Genomic DNA, 20,415 nt, shown 5'->3' on the forward strand with positions numbered 1-20,415 from the left:
TAATGTAATTTAGGGAAATTTTAAATATTGGGGGCTTGCTTACATGAGTTACAATGACCGGTTTATTCGTGCCTGTCTCAGGCAGGAAGTTGATCGTGCTCCTGTTTGGTACATGCGACAGGCGGGAAGATACGATCCGGAGTACCGCAAGATCAAGGAAAAATACAGCTTGCTTGAAATTTGCCTTCAGCCCGAGCTGGCCGCTGAAGTAACGCTTATGCCTGTCAAAAAGCTAGGCGTGGACGCCGCCATTTTATATTCAGATATTATGAATCCAGTTGCTTCTATTGGTATTGATTTTGATATCGTCAAGGATGTCGGTCCGGTTATCCATAATCCGATTCGGACGAAAGCCGATATTGACCGGCTGAAGCCGATTGATGTCGAGAACGATTTGTCCCACATTTTGAAGACGATCTCGATCCTGGACAAAGAGCTGGACGTTCCGCTCATTACGTTTGCCGGAGCGCCGTTTACGCTCGCCAGCTACTTGATCGAAGGCCGTCCTTCCAAAAATTACATCCGTACAAAAAGCCTGATGTACGGCGAGCCGCAGCTTTGGCATAATCTGATGGAGAAGCTCGGCGATATGGTGATCACCTATTTGCGCGCCCATATCAAGAATGGAGGCAAGGCATTCCAGGTGTTCGACAGCTGGGTAGGCGCATTGTCGTCCAAGGATTTTGAAATCTATGTCCTGCCGACGATTAAACGTATTTTTGCCGAGCTTCGGGATCTGGATGTCCCGAAGATTTATTTTCCAGGCGTGAGCTCGGGAGAACTGCTGCCGACATTGCCGGGGCTTGAGGCTGATGTAATCGGCATAGACTGGCGTGTTCCGATTCGCGAAGGCCGCCTTCGGACGGGCGGGAAGTATGCCATCCAAGGCAATTTAGATCCTTTAGTATTAACCGCGCCTATGGAAGTTATTAAGGAATATGCCCGGGAAATCATCGATCAGGGCGTCGAATCGCCAGGATTCATTTTCAATCTGGGTCATGGGCTGTTCCCCGAAGCATCGCTGGACAAGCTCCGCGAGCTGACAGAGTACGTTCATGAATACTCTGCCGAAGTGATCGCCCGTCAGAAACAGCAGACGGTATAATTCCAATTTAGAAGACAAAGACAGAGGTGAAGAGAGTCATGAACAAAATTGGTGTATTGGTAATGTCATACGGAACGCCGGAGAGCCTGGACCACGTAGAGGCCTATTACACGCATATCCGACGGGGGAATCCGCCTACGGAGGAACAGCTGAAAGAGCTTAAAGACCGCTATGAAGCGATCGTGGGAGGGGTGTTCCCTCTTCGGGCCAACACGGACAGCCAGGTCGCAACCCTGCAGGAGACGCTGGATCGGCTCAATCCGGACAAAGAGCAACAATTCGTATGCTATCAAGGCTTGAAGCATGCGCGCCCATTTATCGAGGATGGTGTAGCCAAAATGGCTGAAGACGGAATTACGGAAGCGATCGGCATCGTCCTGGCCCCCCATTATTCCGTGATGAGCGTTGGCGGCTATATCAAGCGTGCCCAGGCCAAGGCCGAGGAATGCGGTCTGAATATGAAGTTCATCGAGAGCTATCACCTTCATCCGAAGCTGATTCAGGCCTTCGCCGAACGCGTATCCGCCAAGCTGGATTTGTTCGAGGAGGCGGGAGCCGAGCGCAGCAAGGTCAAGGTATTGTTCAGCGCGCACAGCCTGCCGGAGAAAATCCTGGCCATGGGCGATCCTTACCAGGATCAGCTTCTGGCGACCTCCGCCGCCGTTGCGGAGAAGGCAGGAGCAGGCTCCTGGCAGTTTACTTGGCAAAGCGCGGGTCGTACCGCTGTGCCTTGGCTGGGGCCGGATATTCTCGATACGCTCCGCACCCTTAGTCAGGAGCAGGTCGAGGATGTGCTCGTAGCGCCGGTCGGTTTCGTATCCGACCACCTCGAGATACTGTACGATCTGGATATCGAAGCGAAGGCCATCGCCAAGGAGCTCGACATCCGGCTGGAACGGATCGATTCTTTAAATACTGATCCGTTATACATGGAGACATTAAGTGAGGTCATCCTTAACACTCAGGTAAAGGAATGAGGAGTATATGAGCGATGCGTCCCGCAAGGTAGTTATTGTCGGCGGGGGCTTGACCGGACTTAGCGCGGCTTTCTATATCCGCAAATTTTATAAGGAAAAGGGATGCAAACCGGAAATAACGATCATCGAAAAGGATAAAGTCCTTGGCGGCAAGATCGAAACTTTGCATCGCGACGGCTTCGTCATCGAGAAAGGGCCGGATTCGTTCCTGGCCCGCAAGACGGCGATGGTCGACCTGGCCAAGGAGCTTGAAATTGATCACGAGCTGGTCACGACAAATCCCGAAGCGAAGAAAACGTATATCGTCAATCAGGGGCGGCTGCACCCGATGCCGTCCGGTCTAGTGCTCGGAGTTCCGACAGAGATCGGCCCCTTTCTGAGATCCGGGCTCGTCAGCTGGAGCGGCAAGCTTCGGGCGCTGATGGATCTCGTGCGAGCGCCACGGAAGAGCACGGAAGACGAGTCGCTAGGGAATTTCATCGAACGCCGCCTGGGAGCGGAAGTGTTAAGCAATATGACGGAGCCGCTGCTCGCGGGCATTTATGCGGGGGATACATATCGTCTTAGCCTGCAATCGACGTTCCCGCAGTTCGGTGAAATGGAGCGTAAGTACGGCAGCCTGATCAAGGGAATGATGACGGGCAAAAAGCCTGTAGAGACGCATACCGGAACGAAGAAAAGCGCCTTCCTGACCTTCCGTCAAGGACTGCAAAGCCTGGTGCATGCTCTTGTCCATGACTTGGACGATGTGGAGCAGCGGCTGGAATCGGCGGTTAGCGCGATTGAGCCGCGCAGCGGCGAGCAGGCAGGCTATGAGGTCGTTCTCGCTTCCGGCGAAAGGGTTGCTGCCGATGACGTGGTTGTGACGACGCCGGCGTTTGCCGCCGCCGATTTGCTGCGGCCGCTCGTTGACGTCACCGAGCTGGACGCCATTAACTACGTTTCCGTAGCGAACGTAGTGCTTGCTTTCGAGCGGGAAGATGTCAGCGGATCGTTTGACGGTTCCGGCTTCCTGGTTCCCCGCAAGGAGGGACGCAATATTACGGCCTGTACGTGGACGGGCGTGAAGTGGCTGCACACCAGCCCCGAGGACAAAATGCTCCTCCGCTGCTATGTCGGACGCTTCGGCGATGAGGAGAAAGTGTCTTATCCGGACGAGGAGCTGATCGCGCTGGTCAGGAAAGACTTGCGGGAGCTGATGAATATTACGGCGGAGCCGCTGTTCGCGGAAATTACCCGCCTGCCGAAGTCCATGCCGCAGTATCCCGTGAATCATTTACGGCATATTGCCGAGTTCAGGTCCCGGCTGGACAGGATGCTGCCCGGCATTTACGCTACGGGCGCTGCCTTTGAAGGCGTCGGCCTGCCGGATTGCATCCGCCAAGCTAAAGAATTGGCCGGACAAATGGCCGACCGGCTTGCCCGCTAGTGATGTCTGAGCAGGAATAACCGCTGGAACAAGAACCCCTCCGCTTGAAAATAGGCGAGGGGTTCTATTTATTTAAGGTTACCTGATATAATAAAATCAATGGTGCAATGAATTTGCTCCTCATTTTTTTTGGCAAGTTAAGAATGAGCATTCAGGCCACCCAGGCTCTGAGCGAGAAATAAAGGAGTTTGCGATGTACCCACCAAGATCAGATAAATACCGTAGGCGAAAACAGGAGAAACAGCGCAGGTACAGCCGCTTCTGGCTTACGCTCAATGTATCGCTGATCATCGCGATCATTGCTTTGGGCGCCTATTACTACGTCGGAGAGATCATTGTTCCGAACACGGAGGGCAGCCAGGATCCGGCTTCTGTTCAGCATCCTGCCGATCACACAGCGGATCCGCCGAACGAGAGCGACGGCCAGTCCAGGACGGATGAAACCAATTCTGGCTATGATACGGATACGGATCCGGCGCAAAGCGTCGATCCGGCTGGAGCCAAGGCAGGCGAGGGGATGGATTCAGGCCAGTCTCCACCGCCTTCCGATGAGGATGACGGCGGGTTACTTGCGCCAGGCGAACAGGAGCCTGAGGAGCTGCTGCATTTACATTTCGCCGGAGACACGATTTTCTCGGGAAGCATTGCATCGAAGCTGGAGAAGGAAGGCTATCATTATCCTTATGAATATATTCGTGAACTGTTTGAAAACGACGACTTAAGCGTGCTGAACCTGGAGACTCCGGTTACGGACCGCGGAACGCCGGCGGAGGATAAATCCTTCGTGTTCAAGGCGCTGCCCAAAGTGCTGTCCCCGATGCGTGAGGCGGGGGTTGACGCTGTTAACCTGGCCAATAACCATTCGCTGGACCAGGGCGTCGAAGGATTGCTTGATACGACGAAGCATTTGCATGACCATGACATCCATTACTTCGGAGCAGGGAAAAATAAACAGGAAGCCTATGCCCCTTTGTATCTGGAACGAAAAGGAATTACAATTGCGCTCTGCGGGTTCAGCCGCGTCATCCCCCATTCAGATTGGGCGGCAGGCAAGAACAAGCCTGGCCTGGCCGTTGCCTATGATTCGGCGGAGGCTGTTAAAGCGGTGCAGAGCGCCAGGCAAAATGCTGACCTAGTTATCGTCGTGGCCCACTGGGGGAAGGAACGGACGACGAAACTGGAGAAGCATCAGACCTCGCTGGCTCACGCATTTATCGATGCCGGGGCGGATCTGATTATCGGCGGCCACCCTCACGTGCTTCAAGGCATGGAGCGTTATAAAGGCAAATGGATTGTTTACAGCACCGGTAATTTTATTTTTACCAAAAAATCATCGGCTCCCGATACTTGGGATACTGCCGTATTTGAAGCCAAATGTTCGAAGAAGGGCGTTTGCCAGATGAAGCTGCTGCCTTTCCGTACGGAAGTCGGCCAGCCGGTTCCGCTGCAGGGCGAGGAAGGGGCGGAGGTTCTCAGAAAGGTGGAGAGCCTGTCTAAAAATATCGCTATTGACGCCAGCGGCGCCGTGCACAGTTTAATTGACGGTTAACGAATGGCTGAAGGAGGCCTCAGGAATGAACAACTTATGCGTGGCACACCGGGGCTTCTCGGGCAAAGCGCCGGAGAATACGATGGCTGCGATGCAAATGGCAATGCAGTTTCCTTTTGTGCAATGGGTTGAAGTTGACGTGCAGCTAAGCAAAGATGGCATTCCGGTACTCATTCACGATTTCACGTTGAATCGGACAACTAACGGACGCGGCCCCGTCAGGGAGAAGACGCTTGCAGAGCTGAAGCAGCTGGACGCCGGCAGCTGGAAATCCAGGGTGTTCAGGGGGGAGCGCCTAATAACGCTCGATGAGTTCTTGAAAACGGTATGCGGGAGGCTGCGGGCAAATATCGAAATCAAGACCCAAGGGACTATGTACCCGGGGATTGAAGAGAAGGTGGTTGCGGAGATCAGGCGCCACCAAATGGAGCATGATGTGGTGCTCACTTCTTTCGAGCCACGGATTTTGGCCAGGATCAAAGAAATCGCGCGCGGCATCCGCACCGGACTCATCATCGAAGGAAGGCCTAAGGATTTGCTGCTGCGGCTGCAATTGCTGCGCTGCTCCTTTCTATCGATCAGCCACCGCCACTTAACCGCCGAGCTTGCTTCCCGCGCGGCAAAGCTGGGAATCACGGTCATGGCTTGGACGATCGATGATGCACGGACAATGCAGCGGGTTGCCGCGCTGCATAAGGACGTTCTTATATGTACGAACCGGCCTGACATCTGGCAAGAGGCCATGCTCTAGTTTAATCAGAAATGAACAATTAGGAGGCGCTTCTTTAGATGAAACAACTAATCAGGAACATATACTGCGTTGGACGCAATTACAGGCTGCATATCGAGGAACTGGGGAATGATGTTCCGTCCGAACCGATGATTTTCATGAAGCCGTCGCACGCGGCAGTCCCGATGGATGGCAGCGCGATTGAGCTGCCGGAGGGACGAGGTGAGGTTCATTATGAGGCTGAGCTCGTCCTGCGCATCGGCCGGGATTATACGCCGGGCATTACCGTTGATGATCTGGTTGATGTCATCGCATTTGGCATCGACTTTACGCTGCGCGACGTTCAGAACAAACTGAAGGACAAAGGGCATCCTTGGACAGCGGCCAAAGCGTTCCTGAATTCGGCGCCAATGACGCCTTACATGGCTTTTCCGGGAGTCGAGGACACCGCGGGGCAGGATTTCGTACTTCGGAAGAACGGCGAGGTCGTTCAGCGTGGAAATATTAGCAACATGATTTTTCCGCTGCAGCAAATCGTTGATTATATCGCGAACCATTATGGGCTCGGCGAAGGCGATCTGATCTTCACAGGCACTCCCGAGGGAGTCGGACCTGTCGCGAGCGGGGACAAACTGGAGCTGGCTTACGGCGGCCAGATTCTTGGCAGCTGCACTGTCCTGCTTGGCTCAGGCTCGAACTCATAAAATGAACTGGATCATTGGAGCGGTATGCGCGCTGGCTGTGTCAGCGGCGGCTTATTGGAAACGGTCGCTCAGCCTGTCGGGGATGGCTGCTGCGGCCGTCATGGGCACGGTGTACTTCGGGGCCGGGAATGTGTTCTGGTTCGGAATATTGCTCTTGTTCTTTATCTCGTCAAGCGCATTCTCCAAGCTGAAGGCGAGCCGGAAGTCGGAGGCGGAGAAGAGCTACGCCAAAACGGGCACAAGGGATGCTGGACAAGTGATGGCCAACGGGGGGCTGGGAATGGCTGCCTGTATAGGCCATGCGCTCTGGCCCAACCCCGGATGGGCCTTGTTTTTTGTCGGGACGATGGCTTCGGTAACAGCGGATACCTGGGCTACGGAATGGGGCAGTCTCAGCAAGAAGCCTCCAAGATCGATTATGAACGGCCAGCCGATAGCCCCGGGCACTTCGGGAGGAGTATCGCTGCTTGGCAGCTCGGCGGCGTTGGCAGGTGCGCTGTTTATCGGCGGGGCGGCCGGCCTGCTTGGACTGTGGAGCGGCCAGACGGCTTACGTCCACCTGCCGCTGCTTGGTTTCATCGTCATCGGCGGCTTGTCGGGCTTTGCCGGAGCCATGGTTGATTCATATTTGGGGGCAACGCTGCAGAGCATGTACCGCTGCCCGGTTTGCGGCCGCAGCGTCGAAACGGCCAGGCACTGCGGGGAGGATACAATGCCTCAGCGGGGCTGGGGCTGGATGAATAATGATATGGTGAACATGATTAGCTCGCTTGCGGCGGGCGGTCTTGCTGTAGTTATGGGGAGCTGGCTGTACTGAAGGTTGTTTAGAGCTACGTATTTCATGCAAAGTAGGGAACGAAATGAATATTTTAACGGTTGAACAAATTTCAAAGAGCTACGGGGAAAAGGTGCTGTTTCAGGACGCGTCTTTTGGAATGGAGGAGCATGACAAAATCGGCGTCATTGGCGTCAACGGGACTGGAAAGTCCACCTTCCTCCGCATTGTGGCCGGACTGGAGCAGCCGGATACTGGCCGGGTGGCGGTAAACAACGATATACGGATCGCCTGTCTGCCCCAGAATCCCGATTTCGACCCGGAGACGACGGTGCTGCGGCAGGTATTTCAGGGCGGCGACCCGATGCTGCAGATTGTATCCGCATATATCGAAGCGGTGGAGCGGCTGGAGCTGCACCCGGCGGATGAACGGCTGCAGGCCGAGGTAACAAGGCTAAGTCAGGAAATGGACCGGCTGCAGGCCTGGAGCCTGGAAAGTGAAGCGAAGAGCGTGCTGTCCAAGCTTGGAATCACGGACTTCGGCGGGAAGGTTGGGGAACTATCGGGCGGGCAGCGCAAGCGGATCGCCTTGGCTTCGGCGCTGATCGTGCCCTCTGAGCTGCTGATTCTTGACGAGCCGACGAACCATATCGATAATGATTCGGTGGCCTGGCTGGAGTCTTACCTGCAAAGACGGCGCGGCGCGCTGCTTCTCATTACGCATGACCGGTATTTCCTGGATCGGGTATGCAATGTCATGCTGGAGCTGGACCACGGGCGATTGTTCCGCTATGAAGCGAACTACAGCCGCTTCCTGGAGCTAAAGAGCGAGCGGGAGGAACGGGAGGCATCGGCGGAGCAGAAGCGGCAGAATCTGCTCCGCACGGAGCTGGCCTGGATTCGCCGAGGTGCAAAGGCAAGGACGACAAAGCAGAAGGCGAGAATTGAACGGTTTGAGAAACTGCAGCAGGAGAGAACCGAATATAAGAGCGAGCAGCTCGATATATCGGTGGCCTCGACGCGGCTGGGGCGCAAAATCGTGGAAATCTTCGAACTAAGCAAGTCGGCCGGGGAACGCGTTCTGATCCGGGAGCTGACCTATACGGCGGTACCCGGCGACCGTGTCGGCATTGTTGGTCCGAACGGCAGCGGCAAATCGACGCTGCTCAACATGATCGCAGGGCGTATTGAGCCGGATCAGGGCTATGTCGAGGTGGGGCCGACGGTGAAGCTGGGCTTCTTCACACAGGAGCATCAGGAGATGGATGACAAGCAGAGGGTCATCGAATACATTAAGGAGGAAGCCGAGGTCGTCACGACGGCAGACGGGTCGCGGATTACCGCGGCGCAGATGCTGGAGCGGTTTCTGTTCCCGCCGGCGATGCAGTGGACGCCGATCGGGAAGCTGTCGGGCGGCGAGAAGCGCCGGCTGTATTTGCTTCGCGTCTTTATGGGCGCGCCCAATGTGCTGCTGCTGGACGAGCCGACGAACGATCTTGACATTCAGACGCTGACCGTCCTGGAAGCTTATTTGGACGAGTTTCCGGGCGCTGTGTTCGTCGTATCCCATGACCGCTATTTCCTCGACCGTACCGTGGATAAAATTATGGCGTTTGAGGGTGAGGGCGTTGTAGCGGTTCATGTCGGCGATTACAGCGATTATGCCGAGCGGGTACAGCAGCTTGGCAAGTCCGCTGATCCGGGAATCGATTCTGCTGGCGGGAAAGGCAAAGGGGCCTCTACGGCGGCTTCAGGAGCAGGAAGCTCCGAAGGCGGGACGACGGGAGGTTCAGGCAGTCAAAGAGATCAATCCCGCGTCGAGCGTGTGAAGTTCAGTTATAATGAGCAGCGGGAGTATGAAGCGATCGATGGTCTCGTTGAAGCAGCGGAGCAGCGGCTTGCCGACATCGCCTCGGCTATGGAGCAGGCGGTCAGCGATGCCTCCAGGCTGCAGGAGCTGATGAAGGAGCAGCAGGAAGCGGAGGCCGAGCTGGAGCGGCTGATGGACCGCTGGACGTATTTGAACGAGCTGGCGGAGAAAATTGAGCAGCAGAAGAGTTAAGAGCAGAAGAGTTAAGCAAAATTTAAGAGCACCCCATTCAGGAGTATCGGCTCCTGATCGGGTGCTCTTTTTAGGTTGTTTAGCGGATGTTTCAGCGTCGTCAGCTCATCACATAAGCGGCCAGCAGCCGGGCCGTGTTCAAGACCGCTTGCTTATGTGTCCTTTCCATGGCATGCGAAGCATGGACTCCCGGACCAATCAGAGCGGCGCGAATGTTGCTGCCCCCGCGCAGTGCCGCAGACGCGTCGGAGACGTAGTGCGGATAGATGTCGACCGCAAAAGGAATGTTGAGGTTCTGGGCGAGCTGGATCAGTTTGCCCGTCATTTCGTAGTCATAGGGCCCGGTCGAATCTTTGGCGCAGATCGACACATCCGTTTCCTTGCAGCTTAGGTCATCGCCGATCGTCCCCATGTCCACGGCAATCATTTCATGGATGCCGCCAGGCATCCATGAGGCGCCGTGACCGACTTCCTCGTAGTTAGAGATCAGCAGCACCACATCGTGCGCCGGCTGCCATCCTTCGCGCCGGCTTGATTCCAGCAGTCCAAACAGAGCCACAACGCTAGCCTTATCATCGAGATGGCGGGATTTCACGTAGCCGCTTGGCGTAATGACTGGACGGGCATCAAACGATATGAAGTCGCCGGGCATGATGCCCAGCTTCATTACGTCTTCTTTGCTGTTTACCAGCTCATCAATGCGAATTTCCATATGCTTCTCCTCGCGCGTGAAATCACGGGCATCGCTATAGACATGGACAGAGGGGCGTGATGTCAGGATCGTTCCGGTGTAGGTCTTGCCGCTCCGTGTATGGATCGTGCAGTATTCGTTCTCAATGCTCTGCATCATGAACCCGCCGATGGAGGTGATGGCCAGCATTCCCTGGGAGGTAATAGAACGAACCATTGCTCCCAAAGTGTCTACATGCGCGCTGAGGGCAATGCGCCGCGAGGAATCCTTCCCTTTCATCGTGATGATGGCCCCGCCTTTTTCGTTTTGGGTAACGGCAAAGCCAAGCGCTTTGGCTTCGGCTTCAATCACTTTCATGATGCGATGGGTGAAGCCGCTGGGGCTTGGTGTGTTAAGAAGCTTGGTCAGCAAGTCCAGCATATATGTTTCATTGGGTTGGATGTTCATGATCAGCCTCCTCTGGTGCGGATTTTTCGTTATCAAGAAATTCGTAGCCAGTAGCTTCCTGGATTTGCGCTAGTTTGGCGCTGAGTATTTTGACTTCCTTCTGCAGCCGGTATCCTCGGTAGATCCCGAAGGAGCCAACGATAATTCCGCCGAGCAGGGTCGAACCCAGAATAAGTAGAATGAGCGGAATATGTACGGAATTGAACAGCAGGTTGACTTGAACCGGCTCCACGTTAATGACGGCAAATAACGCCGTGATGAGTGCGAAGACGAGAGCAAGAATGAGAGACCATTGTAGCTTCATGTTTGTGCACCTTCCTTCTTGTATACAGTGTAAAATCCCTTACCCCAAAAGGGCAAGGGATTTCTCAATGAACCGGTTATTTCGTCAAGTTCTCCATTTGCTCGACCAACTCACCGAATACGCTCATCGCTTCGCGAATCGGCTCCGGCGAAGACATATCGACGCCGGCCTTTTTCAGGATGTTGATCGAATAGTCGCTGCCCCCGCTCTTGAGGAAGCCAAGATAGCGGTCAACGGCAGGCTGGCCTTCCTCCAGAATCTGTTTGGAGAAGCTCGTCGCCGCGCTGAAGCCGGTCGCGTATTTGTACACGTAGAAGCTGGTGTAGAAATGCGGAATCCGCGCCCATTCCATCTCGATGTCTTGATCGACGGCCATCTCTTTGCCATGATACTTCACGTTGAGGTCATAGTAGATCTTGGACAGTTCCTGCGGCGTCAAGGACTCGCCGGATTCCGCGCGTTCATGAATCTGCTTCTCAAATTCCGCAAACATCGTTTGACGGAACACCGTGGTCCGGAATTGATCGGCATAGTAGGTAAGCAGGTACAGCTTTTGCTTTGGATCGGTCGATTTTTTCAATAAATAATCCATGAGCAGCGCTTCATTTGTCGTTGAGGCTACTTCAGCCAGGAAGATCGTATATTGGGCATCCCGGTATTTCAGATTCTCATCCGAGAAATAGGAGTGCAGGGCATGGCCCATTTCATGCGCCAGCGTGAACATGCTGTTCAGGTTGTTCTTATGGTTCAGGAGCACGTATGGATGCGTGCCGTAGGCCCCCCAGCTGTAAGCTCCCGTACGTTTGCCTTCATTCTCGTACACGTCAATCCAGCGATTGTCGAGGCCCTCGCGCAGCACATTCAGATAATTCTCGCCAAGCGGCTTCAAGCCCTCGAGCAGCATCTCCTTGGCTTCCTCATACGAGATGTCCCATTTGTATTCCTCCACAAGCGGCGCGAAGAGGTCGTACATATGCAGCTCATCGACGCCAAGCAGCTTCTTCCGCAGCTGCAAATAACGGTGAAGCAGCGGGAGGCTCTCGTGGATCGTATCGATCAGATTCGTGTAAACCTCTTTTGGAATGTTATCGCCGTACAGGGACATCTCCAAAACGGAAGGATATTTGCGAACCCGGGAGTAGAACATGTTCTTGTTAATGTTGGCGCTAAGCGTAGCGGCAATCGTATTCTTCTGTTTGCCGTAGGTTTCGTATACGGCCTTAAAGGCCCGCTCCCGGACCTCCCGATTCGGATTTTCGAGAAATTGAATATAGCTGCCGTGGGTCAGTTCCACTTCCTTGCCGTGCTCGTCTTTAATTTTTGGGAACTTCATGTCGGCATTGTTGATCATTCCGAAAATTTGCTGCGGCGCCTGCGACAGATTGCCGACCTGGGCCAGCAGAGCTTCTTCGGTTTTACTGAGGACGTGCGCCTTCTCGCGCTTGATTTCCTGCAAAGTAAATTTGTAGTCGGCAAGCTGCGGATCGCTAATGTAGCTGTCCAGCTGCTCCTCAGGCAGAGCCAGAATTTCCGGCGTAATGAACGACAGGGCTTCGCTGACTTCGACGCTAAGCTTTTTGGCTTTCTGGACAAGAGCTTGATATGTAGGATTTGTCGTGTCCTGATCATGGCTCAGGTGGGCGTAAACATACAGGCGTTCAATACGCAGGGAAAGATCGTCCTCCAAAGCGAATACCGCTTTGACGCTATCAGGCGTACTCAGCTTGCCTTCGAATTCGGCCGCCTTATTCTTCAACTGCTTCAGCTCTTCAAATGCGGCGTCCCAGTCTTTCTGGCTCGGGAACAAATCTTCTAATTGCCAGCATTTCTCTGGCTGAACTTCAGAACGTTTCGGTAATGTGGTCATGGGTATCCTCCTTTGAATTGGATAAGCCTTCGGCCGGGTGTTTGCGCCGGCCATATCGCCGGGTATAGCCGCTATCAGCAGGGAGGAGGACAGCAGGAGGGGGAGCAGGGAAATGCTTTTTATTTTCATAGGAACCTCCCTCGGAATCACTTGTGGAGATTGCTCTAGTATGTCCTTCTGTCCCGGAATCTACTCCGCAAAGAGCGAATGAGGAATAGATGGTCCCCGTCACATCCTCTCCAGAGTAGGCGCGCTATACCAGAAAACTGTAAATGATAAGACCGAATGCAAAGGCAATCATCAGGCTGGCAAAAATGGCAAGCCAGCGCCGGATTTTGGGCTGGACTTGATTCTTGCTCAGAATCAGCACGATACCAAGAGCGAACGCGGAAATGATAAAGATCAAATGGTTTGAACTGTCCATGGTCTTGATAGGTTCTCCTTTATATAAGGTAATCAGGCGGTTTAAATTTGCTTGAAGGCGTTCATGATGTCGTTCCATTCCTCTTCCCTGCCAGCGAATTCTTCTTTGGGGAAGCGGCTTTCGGCCCAGTTCATCAGTGCAGGCCGGCTAAGAAACGTATGGCATTCCTCGCCCCATTGATCGGAAATTTCCCGAAGGACGATATACTTGCCTTGAACTTCTACCGTCATCATATTCCATTTGTCTCGTTTGTATATTTCGTGTTTTTTGATCATCTTTGTCGTTCTCCGATCATCGTTTATTGGCGGTTGTATTTTTTATGTAAAATGATAACTCACGCCCGGTACGAAAGCAAATAAAAACACCGGAAGCGGTTCATTAAAAAAATGCTTGTCTGCATGGCAAATGATACGTTGCATTGTATCAAACCATGGAGTATAATATGGATATTCGTCAATGATGGCGATTATTTTTAGGAGGTTGTTCATTTGAAAGGTACAGTTAAATGGTTTAACGCAGAAAAAGGCTATGGCTTCATCCAAGTTGAAGGCGGCGAAGACGTATTCGTGCATTTCTCCGCAATTCAAGGCGAAGGATTCAAAACACTAGAAGAAGGCCAAGCCGTTGAGTTCGAAATCACCGACGGTAACCGTGGTCCTCAAGCCGCTAACGTAATCAAATTATAAGATTTCTTCCGCACTAGCGGATCACTTATAAGGTTTGGTTTCAAGAAGGCTTAAATATGAAAGACACAGCTCTTAACGGGCTGTGTTTTTTTGTTGTCTTCTTTTTAACTTGTATATCATGGGGACAATAAAATGGCTGAAATGAACATCAATTCTGAACAGGGGGACTTCGAGAGGTATTGCACTAAAGATGAACAAGAATATTGACAAGCTTCCCGAAAGGATCTCGTACAAAAAAACGCCGAACCTGCCACGGTTCATCAACGGGTCCATGCTCAATTGGAATCCCCGCCTTTGTTATGCGAGTTAAAATATCTTCAAGGTCATCAACTTCATTTTCACATTCTCCTAAATTTTTATTCTGGTGACCAGGTATTCTTTCCATTTGTGTTAACTCTCCCCAAATATATTATATAATTAAGATGGATTTTATCTTTACTTCTTAACTTCCGAATACAACATTTAAAAAATCGGAAGCGCCTAGCTATTGAAATGAGCGCTAAATTTAGGAGGGCTTTGGATGAAAAAGCGTTAGTAATCATACTTGCTGTGCCGATTTTTCTTGCACTCTGGTCATGTTCAAACCAACACAACTTACAAAGCTGGGCATTTGATGTTGTGACATGGAACCATGAAGTATATAAAATTACAAATGAAGCTGTTACTGAAATTGATGATGAAATTGGTACAATAAAAAAACATTTCACAAATGAATCCAGTGAGCTGCCGAATCTGTTTTCTAATAAATACAAAGGTACAAAATTGTTTAAAATTAAAAATGTCGAAACGAATGATTATATTGCAGTTCAAGATGATGGTTTATATTATAAAGCAGAGAAAATGGAAGGGATGAAAATCGAGACGGCGCAAGCCTAGGCCGACAAATTCGAGGTATCCAGGCGAACAATGCTGCGATATGGTGGCGCTATCTGAAAGGAGGAGGCCGGTTATGAGCAGGCGGTTGAATGGCGGTGAAACAGTAGAACTTGCCAGAAGCTTTATCTATAACAGCGCCCGGCTGCTGGATCGAATGCGCTTTGCTTATCATTTTGAGCATGGCTCCAAACAGAAGGTTATTCAAGCACTCAAATCGTATCAAAATGAGGACGGCGGGTTTGGCCATGCCCTTGAACCGGATATGCGCTGTCCGGACAGTCAGCCGGTGACTACGGAAATGGCTCTTTCGCTGATCGATGAAATGGACGGCTGGGATTCCGAGCTTTTGCCCCCGCTCCTGTCTTATTTGCAAGAGCTTACTCTCCCCGGCGGAGGTTTGCCGCGGGCAACGACTGCAGTTAATCGTTATGGCCATGCTCCGTGGTGGGAGACGGAAAGGGATGGCATACCTTCCTTGAACCCTACGGGCAAGATTATCGGCCTGTTATTGAAGAGTCCGTTTCGGGAGCCGCTGCTGAAGAAGGAGTGGTTCCAAACCAACATATCGTTTATTTGGAGCTCCCTGGAGAATGGGCCTCCCGGCGATTATCATGAGGGAGAGCAGTGGAGCGTGTTTTTGGCTAACGCACCGGATGCTGATCGGGCAGCCAGGTATTATGGCGTGCTTGATGAATGGCTGGGCTCTCCCGGTGTTATTGAGCGCGATCCGCTTGCCGAGGGGTATGTCCAGAAGGTGCTTGATTATGCTCCTACACCGGCAAGTTATGCCTATCGCTTTGTTACATCGGACGAGGTGAATCTGCATTTGGAGGAGCTTCTGCGCCAGCAGCAGTCTGACGGAGGGTGGCCGATTTCCTGGCCGGCCGTAAGTACTGCTTCAGAGCAGGAGTGGCGGGGATACGTGACGATAAATCATCTCATGACGCTTCGCGCATATGGGCGATTGTAAGAAAATACAGGTTGGGAATAAAAACGGACTGGTCAAAGGATGCATCCCTGATCAGTCCGTCGTTATTTCTCTTATTCCACAATGCGCAGGATTTCCGCGACTTCCTTGCGGGGCGTCGCTTTCGGCGAGATAGCGGGATGGCCTAGCGCAATGACCATGTTCACACCGCGGTCTTCCGGAATTTCGAGGTATTCCCGAAGCTTGTCCTCTGCCAGCAGAACAGGTCCTGTCATCGGGCAGGTCGCCAGTCCCTTCGCGTGGGCTGCGAGCATTAAGTTCTGCGTAGCCAGACAGCTGCTCTTCAAGCCTTCCTCCGTCCAAACCTCCGGTTCTACGAATGCGATAGGATCGAAGATCCGCTCCCTGAACTTAGACGTATACGGGGTAGAGAGGCATACGATCAGCACAGGGGCTCCCGCGAAAGCGGTGGCGTACGGTCCAAAGGATTTGACGAGCAGCTTGGCTTCCCTTGCCAATCCATTTCCTTCGGCACGCGCGGCAATTTCATGCAGCCTCTCCCAGGTGAAGTCCTCAATATGCTTGATTTTCTCCTTATTGACTACGGCGATGAATTCCCAAGTCTGCGAGTTCGTATCGCTAGGGGCAAAGCGGGCACAATCGATGATTTCTTCGATATCCGAAATGGCAACAGGCTCCTCCGTAAAGTCCCGTATGCTTCGGCGGGTCGTGATGATGTCCCGGAATTGATAAAAATCCATAATATCCCACCTTCGTTTCGTTTAACAGTAGGTACTATAATCTGCTCTTAATTATAACGTATGAGGCGGGCTTTGAACAGAAGACGGTTTATTTGGCGTATTTATTATAGGTCATGATGAGTAGCCGAGTGACTGCTGTGCACCTTTGCTTTGGATCTGTAAAAATAACGGCTGGCAAAGCCGATAAAAGCCAGTAAAGAGGTGCCCATGGCCGCAAAATAGAAATTCTCCCTGCCAAAATGCTCAAATACCATGCCGCCGAATGCCCCGCTGCATAGTCCCGACAAGCTTGACCACATGACCGTAAACAGGGCAAGTCCGGTAGCCTGAAATTGGGCCGGAATGAGGCGGGAGAGCATGCGTATGGCCGTAACATAGAAAATGCCGAAGGAGACTCCATGCATGAATTGAATGAGCAGTATGTTGGTTGCCGAATCTGATAATCCTACCAGCATGAATCTTAAGGCGAACATCAGGCTTGCTAAAAGCAACAGAGGAAGCTCCTTGAATTTCGCACCATATTTGGTGAGCAGCAAAAAGATCGGAATTTCCGAGAAGGCCGACAGGAGCATGGCCCAGCCGACTAGTTCTTGTCCGGCTCCGAGGTCATGCAGCGAGATGGACAGGAAAGCATCGTTCATCCGCATGCCAAGAGCAAGGCAAAATACGCAGCCCAGGAACCAGAGCAGCTCTTTTTGCTTCAGGATCGATAAGACGCCGGAGAAGTTAACCCTCGCTACGCTGGTTGCCTGATCTTTGACGAATAGCGTCAGGAACAACGCCGTACCCGCTATAATCATCGATACCCCCATGGTTGTGATGGAAGGTATGGTTGACAGGACATAACCGATCAGCAGTGCAAAAATCGCAAAGCCGATCGAACCGAAAATGCGGATTGACACAAAGTTCTTCTTGTGGCGGTTTGCTGTCGAGATTGCGATCGAGTCGGATAGCGGAAGCACGGGATAGAAGAAGGAATAGTACAATGTAATAATGAGCATAATGACCGCAAATTTCGTCGTCATCGAAAGGAAAAAGGACATTAGCAGCTGGCCTGCCAGCAGGATGAGGAGTATTTTCTTAATGGTGCGGAAGCGATCGCTTGCATAGCTCCACAGCAGATTGGATATTAACGAGATCATCGGGCCGACGGCGTAGATGTAGCCGATCTGTGTTCTGGAAAATCCCAGGTCTGCATAAAACAGAGGGAAATAAGAAGCTACCAGCGCACTGGTTCCATAAATCGTAAAAATAAGGGCTCTGAGCCAGGATACTTCTGAGCGGGCCAAGTGTTGTGATTTCATCTTTAGATCCGTACTCCGTTCCGGTAATTTAAGTCATACATCTCTTGGGTTGACATGCAACATGGATAGTATATCATAACCGTAACTAAATAAGTTTTGTAAACCTATTAAATTCGTTATAATATAGTTTAGCAATATACAACCTCGGGTAGGGGAGGATCAGCGTGTATCAATCCTGCTTTGTGTACGACGAAAGATTGGATATTCATGTACCGTCTCTTGATCGGCCTTTTGAAGATTACGGCGTTGAGGAAAGGCTGGCGATGATCGAAAGCTGGGAGAACATTCGGGGACGGATACCGACCAAGGTCATGGCGCTGGAGCGTCTGATCGAGCGGAAACTGTCCGAGATGGGGAATGAGAACGATTTTGAGAAGAGCTGTCAAATCAATGGAGAAATCGCGGAATTGGCCAGCCAGATTCACGATCTCCAGATATGGTACCGGGTCTCTCAGGATGAGCCGACGGCCAGAACGCATCTGTGATTTAGTTAATTTGTACAAAGAGAGGGATCATATTATAATATAGACTGGTTTAAAACTCGCTATATCTAAACAACCTAGTGGAGGCAGGCCATTGATTGAACTTAAGCAAAGTCGAAACCAGTTTCCTAGAGAGCCGATCAGGCTGATGAGCCGGGTATACAAGTTCATTTTGCCCGATGTTCGCCAGGAGCTTAACGGCTGGAGGAAGGAAGCGGGACTGATCCCCGACCCTGAGCTAAGAAGACAAGCGCTTGCTAGTATTGAGACGAAGGAGTTCCACTGTCAGGGGGGCGCGGTTTATGCGGCTGCCAATTTGCCGAAGCGCCATATACTGATCCCCTTAATCGTAGCCTTTCAGACGATCAGTGATTATTTGGATAATCTTTGTGACCGCAGTACATCGATGGATGAGGGGGACTTTCGCCTTCTTCATCAAAGCATGCTGGACGCCATTGACCCGCAGGCAGAGCTAACCGATTATTACGCGCTTCGGGAGGAACGCGAGGACGGAGGGTATTTGCACCGCCTTGTCTTAACCTGCCAAGACCGGATTAGGGAACTGCCCGGATATCATGCAGCCCAGCCATTCGTTGCCGAGCTGGTGCAGCTGTACACGGACCTACAGGTGTACAAGCATATTGATCCCAGCCTCCGCGAGGCTGCACTCCTTTCATGGTGGGAGCTTCACCAGTCGCGGGCGCCCCAGTTGAAATGGAACGAGTTTGCTGCGGCAACGGGCTCAACCCTAGGCGTATTTATGCTGTTTCTGTCGGCAAGCGACGAGCATCTCAGCGAGACGAGCGCACAGAAGATCCAGGATGCTTATTTTCCTTATGTATGCGGAGTACATATAATGCTTGACTATTTGATAGACCAGGCAGAGGATGAAATTGGCGGAGATTTGAATTTCTGCAGCTATTACGATAATAAAGAAACTATGCTTCAACGCATTGTATTTATGGTCGATGAGGCCCGGAGGGATGTCGCCGTCCTGCCGGCTTCGTCGTTTCACGTGATGATTATCGAAGGACTGCTGGCTTTGTATCTATCCGACCCCAAAGTCAGTGAGCAGCAAGAAATTCGAGGGGTTTCCAGGCAATTGATGAGACGAAGCTCGCTCATGCGATTGTTTTTCTTCGTGAACAGCCGCTGGATCCGCAAACGTTTGAAATAGCTTGTTTTTACATTACAAAACTAAGCGAGAGCTTACGAAGCAGTTTTGCTTCACAAAACTAAGCGGATGCTTACGAGGCAAGTTTTGCTTCACAAAACTATTAGGAGGAATCATTATGTCAGCAGTAAAAAAAATCGCAGTTCTCACCAGTGGCGGTGACTCCCAAGGCATGAACGCCGCCGTACGCGCAGTCGTACGCAGCGGATTGTACTACGGGCTTGAGGTATTCGGAGTGCAACGGGGGTATCAGGGGCTGCTCAATAATGACATCTTCTCCATGGATCTAAGAAGCGTAGGCGATATTATCCAGCGCGGAGGTACGATTCTTCAATCGGCACGCTGCGTGGAATTCAAAACGCCCGAAGGCCAGCAGAAGGGTGCTCAAATTTTGCGGGATCGCGGCATTGACGGCCTGGTCGTCATTGGCGGCGACGGCTCTTACCATGGCGCTGCGAAGCTTAGCCAACTGGGAATCAAAACGATGGGCCTTCCAGGCACGATCGACAACGATATTTCCTTTACCGATTACACCATCGGCTTCGATACTGCGGTTGGCATCGTAGTTGACGCCGTTAATAAGCTGCGGGATACGATGTCTTCCCATGAACGGGCATCGGTCGTTGAAGTGATGGGACGCCACTCCGGAGACATTGCCCTGCATGCGGGATTGGCCGCTGGCGCGGAGACGATTCTTGTTCCAGAGGTACCGTTTGATTTGAACGAGGTTGCGGACCGGATGAGATCGAATTTCGATAACGGCAAGAGACATAGCATCGTTATCGTAGCGGAAGGCGTAGGAACGGGAGAGGAAGTCGTCAAGGCTATCAAGGAGCGCCAGCCGTCCCTGGAGCCTCGCGCTACGGTTCTCGGCCATATTCAGCGCGGCGGGTCTCCGACTCCGTTTGACCGTAATCTGGCGAGCCGCCTTGGAGACTTTGCAGTACGCAAGTTGATTGAAGGCGAATCGAACAAGGCCTGCGGCATGATCGGCGGCGAAATGATCCTGACCGATATTGAGAAGGTCGTATCGACCAAGAAATCGTTTGATATGAGCCTGTATGAGCTGGCATCCCGTCTGTCCCAGTAATGGGCTGGCGGTTGCATGCTGATTGCATAACCGAGAAATACCAAAAGGGA

At 52.2% G+C, this 20,415-nt stretch carries 21 protein-coding genes and 1 pseudogene; 14 read left to right on the plus strand and 8 right to left on the minus strand.

All coding sequences use genetic code 11. The features are described from left to right. The first annotated feature begins 43 nt into the window (after window positions 1–43). The 8 genes from hemE to QNH46_RS09460 all read left to right on the plus strand — a co-directional run bounded on the left by hemE (window position 44) and on the right by QNH46_RS09460 (window position 9,331). Window positions 44–1,105: a uroporphyrinogen decarboxylase gene (hemE, locus tag QNH46_RS09425; protein WP_283927866.1), complete on the plus strand. Its 1,062-nt coding sequence runs from the start codon at window positions 44–46 to the stop codon at window positions 1,103–1,105. Window positions 1,106–1,143: 38 nt separating this feature from the next. Next, the gene (gene hemH, locus QNH46_RS09430) at window positions 1,144–2,082 is read left to right on the plus strand and encodes a ferrochelatase (protein ID WP_283927867.1); all 939 of its coding nucleotides are present in this window, start codon (window positions 1,144–1,146) and stop codon (window positions 2,080–2,082) included. 7 nt (window positions 2,083–2,089) lie between these two features. Next, window positions 2,090–3,511 (plus strand): protoporphyrinogen oxidase, encoded by a 1,422-nt coding sequence (gene hemG, locus QNH46_RS09435; RefSeq protein WP_283927868.1) that lies wholly within the window; start codon window positions 2,090–2,092, stop codon window positions 3,509–3,511. A 193-nt stretch (window positions 3,512–3,704) separates the two neighbouring features. Further along, window positions 3,705–5,060, plus strand: coding sequence for a CapA family protein (locus QNH46_RS09440; RefSeq protein WP_283927869.1), 1,356 nt, complete (start codon window positions 3,705–3,707; stop codon window positions 5,058–5,060). A gap of 25 nt (window positions 5,061–5,085) precedes the next feature. Continuing rightward, window positions 5,086–5,811: a glycerophosphodiester phosphodiesterase gene (locus tag QNH46_RS09445; RefSeq protein ID WP_283927870.1), complete on the plus strand. Its 726-nt coding sequence runs from the start codon at window positions 5,086–5,088 to the stop codon at window positions 5,809–5,811. Between the two features lie 38 nt (window positions 5,812–5,849). Beyond that, window positions 5,850–6,494 (plus strand): fumarylacetoacetate hydrolase family protein, encoded by a 645-nt coding sequence (locus tag QNH46_RS09450; protein WP_283927871.1) that lies wholly within the window; start codon window positions 5,850–5,852, stop codon window positions 6,492–6,494. A 1-nt stretch (window position 6,495) separates the two neighbouring features. Then, window positions 6,496–7,311 carry a DUF92 domain-containing protein gene (locus tag QNH46_RS09455; protein ID WP_283927872.1) on the plus strand — a complete coding sequence of 272 codons (816 nt, stop codon included), beginning with the start codon at window positions 6,496–6,498 and terminating at the stop codon, window positions 7,309–7,311. 43 nt (window positions 7,312–7,354) lie between these two features. After that, window positions 7,355–9,331 carry an ABC-F family ATP-binding cassette domain-containing protein gene (locus QNH46_RS09460; RefSeq protein WP_283927873.1) on the plus strand — a complete coding sequence of 659 codons (1,977 nt, stop codon included), beginning with the start codon at window positions 7,355–7,357 and terminating at the stop codon, window positions 9,329–9,331. A 100-nt stretch (window positions 9,332–9,431) separates the two neighbouring features. On the opposite strand, the gene QNH46_RS09465 is transcribed toward QNH46_RS09460, so the two are convergent. From QNH46_RS09465 to QNH46_RS09485, 5 genes are all read right to left on the minus strand, one after another. After that, window positions 9,432–10,469 (minus strand): M42 family metallopeptidase, encoded by a 1,038-nt coding sequence (locus QNH46_RS09465; protein ID WP_283927874.1) that lies wholly within the window; start codon window positions 10,467–10,469, stop codon window positions 9,432–9,434. After that, the gene (locus tag QNH46_RS09470; protein WP_155609127.1) at window positions 10,450–10,773 is read right to left on the minus strand and encodes a LapA family protein; all 324 of its coding nucleotides are present in this window, start codon (window positions 10,771–10,773) and stop codon (window positions 10,450–10,452) included. The genes QNH46_RS09465 and QNH46_RS09470 overlap by 20 nt, the downstream gene beginning before the upstream one ends. Window positions 10,774–10,849: 76 nt before the next feature. Further along, on the minus strand, window positions 10,850–12,640 hold the full coding sequence (gene pepF, locus QNH46_RS09475) for an oligoendopeptidase F (protein WP_283928396.1): 1,791 nt from the start codon (window positions 12,638–12,640) through the stop codon (window positions 10,850–10,852). A 253-nt stretch (window positions 12,641–12,893) separates the two neighbouring features. Then, a complete protein-coding gene (locus QNH46_RS09480) occupies window positions 12,894–13,064 on the minus strand; it encodes a hypothetical protein (protein ID WP_196427037.1) in 171 nt (56 codons plus the stop codon). 41 nt (window positions 13,065–13,105) lie between these two features. Next, window positions 13,106–13,339, minus strand: coding sequence for a hypothetical protein (locus QNH46_RS09485; protein WP_283927875.1), 234 nt, complete (start codon window positions 13,337–13,339; stop codon window positions 13,106–13,108). 213 nt (window positions 13,340–13,552) lie between these two features. On the opposite strand from QNH46_RS09485, the gene QNH46_RS09490 reads away from it, so the two are divergent. Further along, window positions 13,553–13,750 carry a cold shock domain-containing protein gene (locus QNH46_RS09490; protein WP_009222768.1) on the plus strand — a complete coding sequence of 66 codons (198 nt, stop codon included), beginning with the start codon at window positions 13,553–13,555 and terminating at the stop codon, window positions 13,748–13,750. A 184-nt stretch (window positions 13,751–13,934) separates the two neighbouring features. Here QNH46_RS09490 and QNH46_RS09495 read toward each other — a convergent pair. Next, window positions 13,935–14,084: pseudogene (locus QNH46_RS09495) on the minus strand (VOC family protein); the annotation flags it as partial. A 158-nt stretch (window positions 14,085–14,242) separates the two neighbouring features. Between QNH46_RS09495 and QNH46_RS09500 the strand changes: the two are divergent. Both QNH46_RS09500 and QNH46_RS09505 read left to right on the plus strand, forming a co-directional pair. Beyond that, window positions 14,243–14,626 (plus strand): hypothetical protein, encoded by a 384-nt coding sequence (locus QNH46_RS09500; RefSeq protein WP_283927876.1) that lies wholly within the window; start codon window positions 14,243–14,245, stop codon window positions 14,624–14,626. 73 nt (window positions 14,627–14,699) lie between these two features. Beyond that, window positions 14,700–15,596 (plus strand): prenyltransferase/squalene oxidase repeat-containing protein, encoded by an 897-nt coding sequence (locus tag QNH46_RS09505; RefSeq protein ID WP_283927877.1) that lies wholly within the window; start codon window positions 14,700–14,702, stop codon window positions 15,594–15,596. Window positions 15,597–15,667: 71 nt separating this feature from the next. Here the strand turns inward: QNH46_RS09505 and QNH46_RS09510 are convergent, their stop codons facing one another. Next, entirely contained in the window at window positions 15,668–16,315 is a 648-nt protein-coding gene (locus QNH46_RS09510) for a nitroreductase family protein (RefSeq protein WP_283927878.1), read from the minus strand. Window positions 16,316–16,419: 104 nt separating this feature from the next. After that, window positions 16,420–17,619, minus strand: coding sequence for an MFS transporter (locus QNH46_RS09515; protein ID WP_283927879.1), 1,200 nt, complete (start codon window positions 17,617–17,619; stop codon window positions 16,420–16,422). 164 nt (window positions 17,620–17,783) lie between these two features. Here QNH46_RS09515 and QNH46_RS09520 point away from each other — a divergent pair, with 164 nt between their 5' ends. The 3 genes from QNH46_RS09520 (at window position 17,784) to pfkA (ending at window position 20,365) form a co-directional block, all read left to right on the plus strand. Further along, window positions 17,784–18,104: a hypothetical protein gene (locus QNH46_RS09520; protein WP_213588866.1), complete on the plus strand. Its 321-nt coding sequence runs from the start codon at window positions 17,784–17,786 to the stop codon at window positions 18,102–18,104. A 91-nt stretch (window positions 18,105–18,195) separates the two neighbouring features. Continuing rightward, complete coding sequence (locus tag QNH46_RS09525) at window positions 18,196–19,278, plus strand: tetraprenyl-beta-curcumene synthase family protein (protein ID WP_283927880.1); 1,083 nt, start codon at window positions 18,196–18,198, stop codon at window positions 19,276–19,278. A 115-nt stretch (window positions 19,279–19,393) separates the two neighbouring features. After that, window positions 19,394–20,365: a 6-phosphofructokinase gene (gene pfkA / locus QNH46_RS09530; RefSeq protein ID WP_155609121.1), complete on the plus strand. Its 972-nt coding sequence runs from the start codon at window positions 19,394–19,396 to the stop codon at window positions 20,363–20,365. Window positions 20,366–20,415: the final 50 nt, after the last annotated feature.

Origin of the sequence: Paenibacillus woosongensis (assembly GCF_030122845.1) — a bacterium.
Lineage (GTDB): Bacteria > Bacillota > Bacilli > Paenibacillales > Paenibacillaceae > Fontibacillus > Fontibacillus woosongensis_A.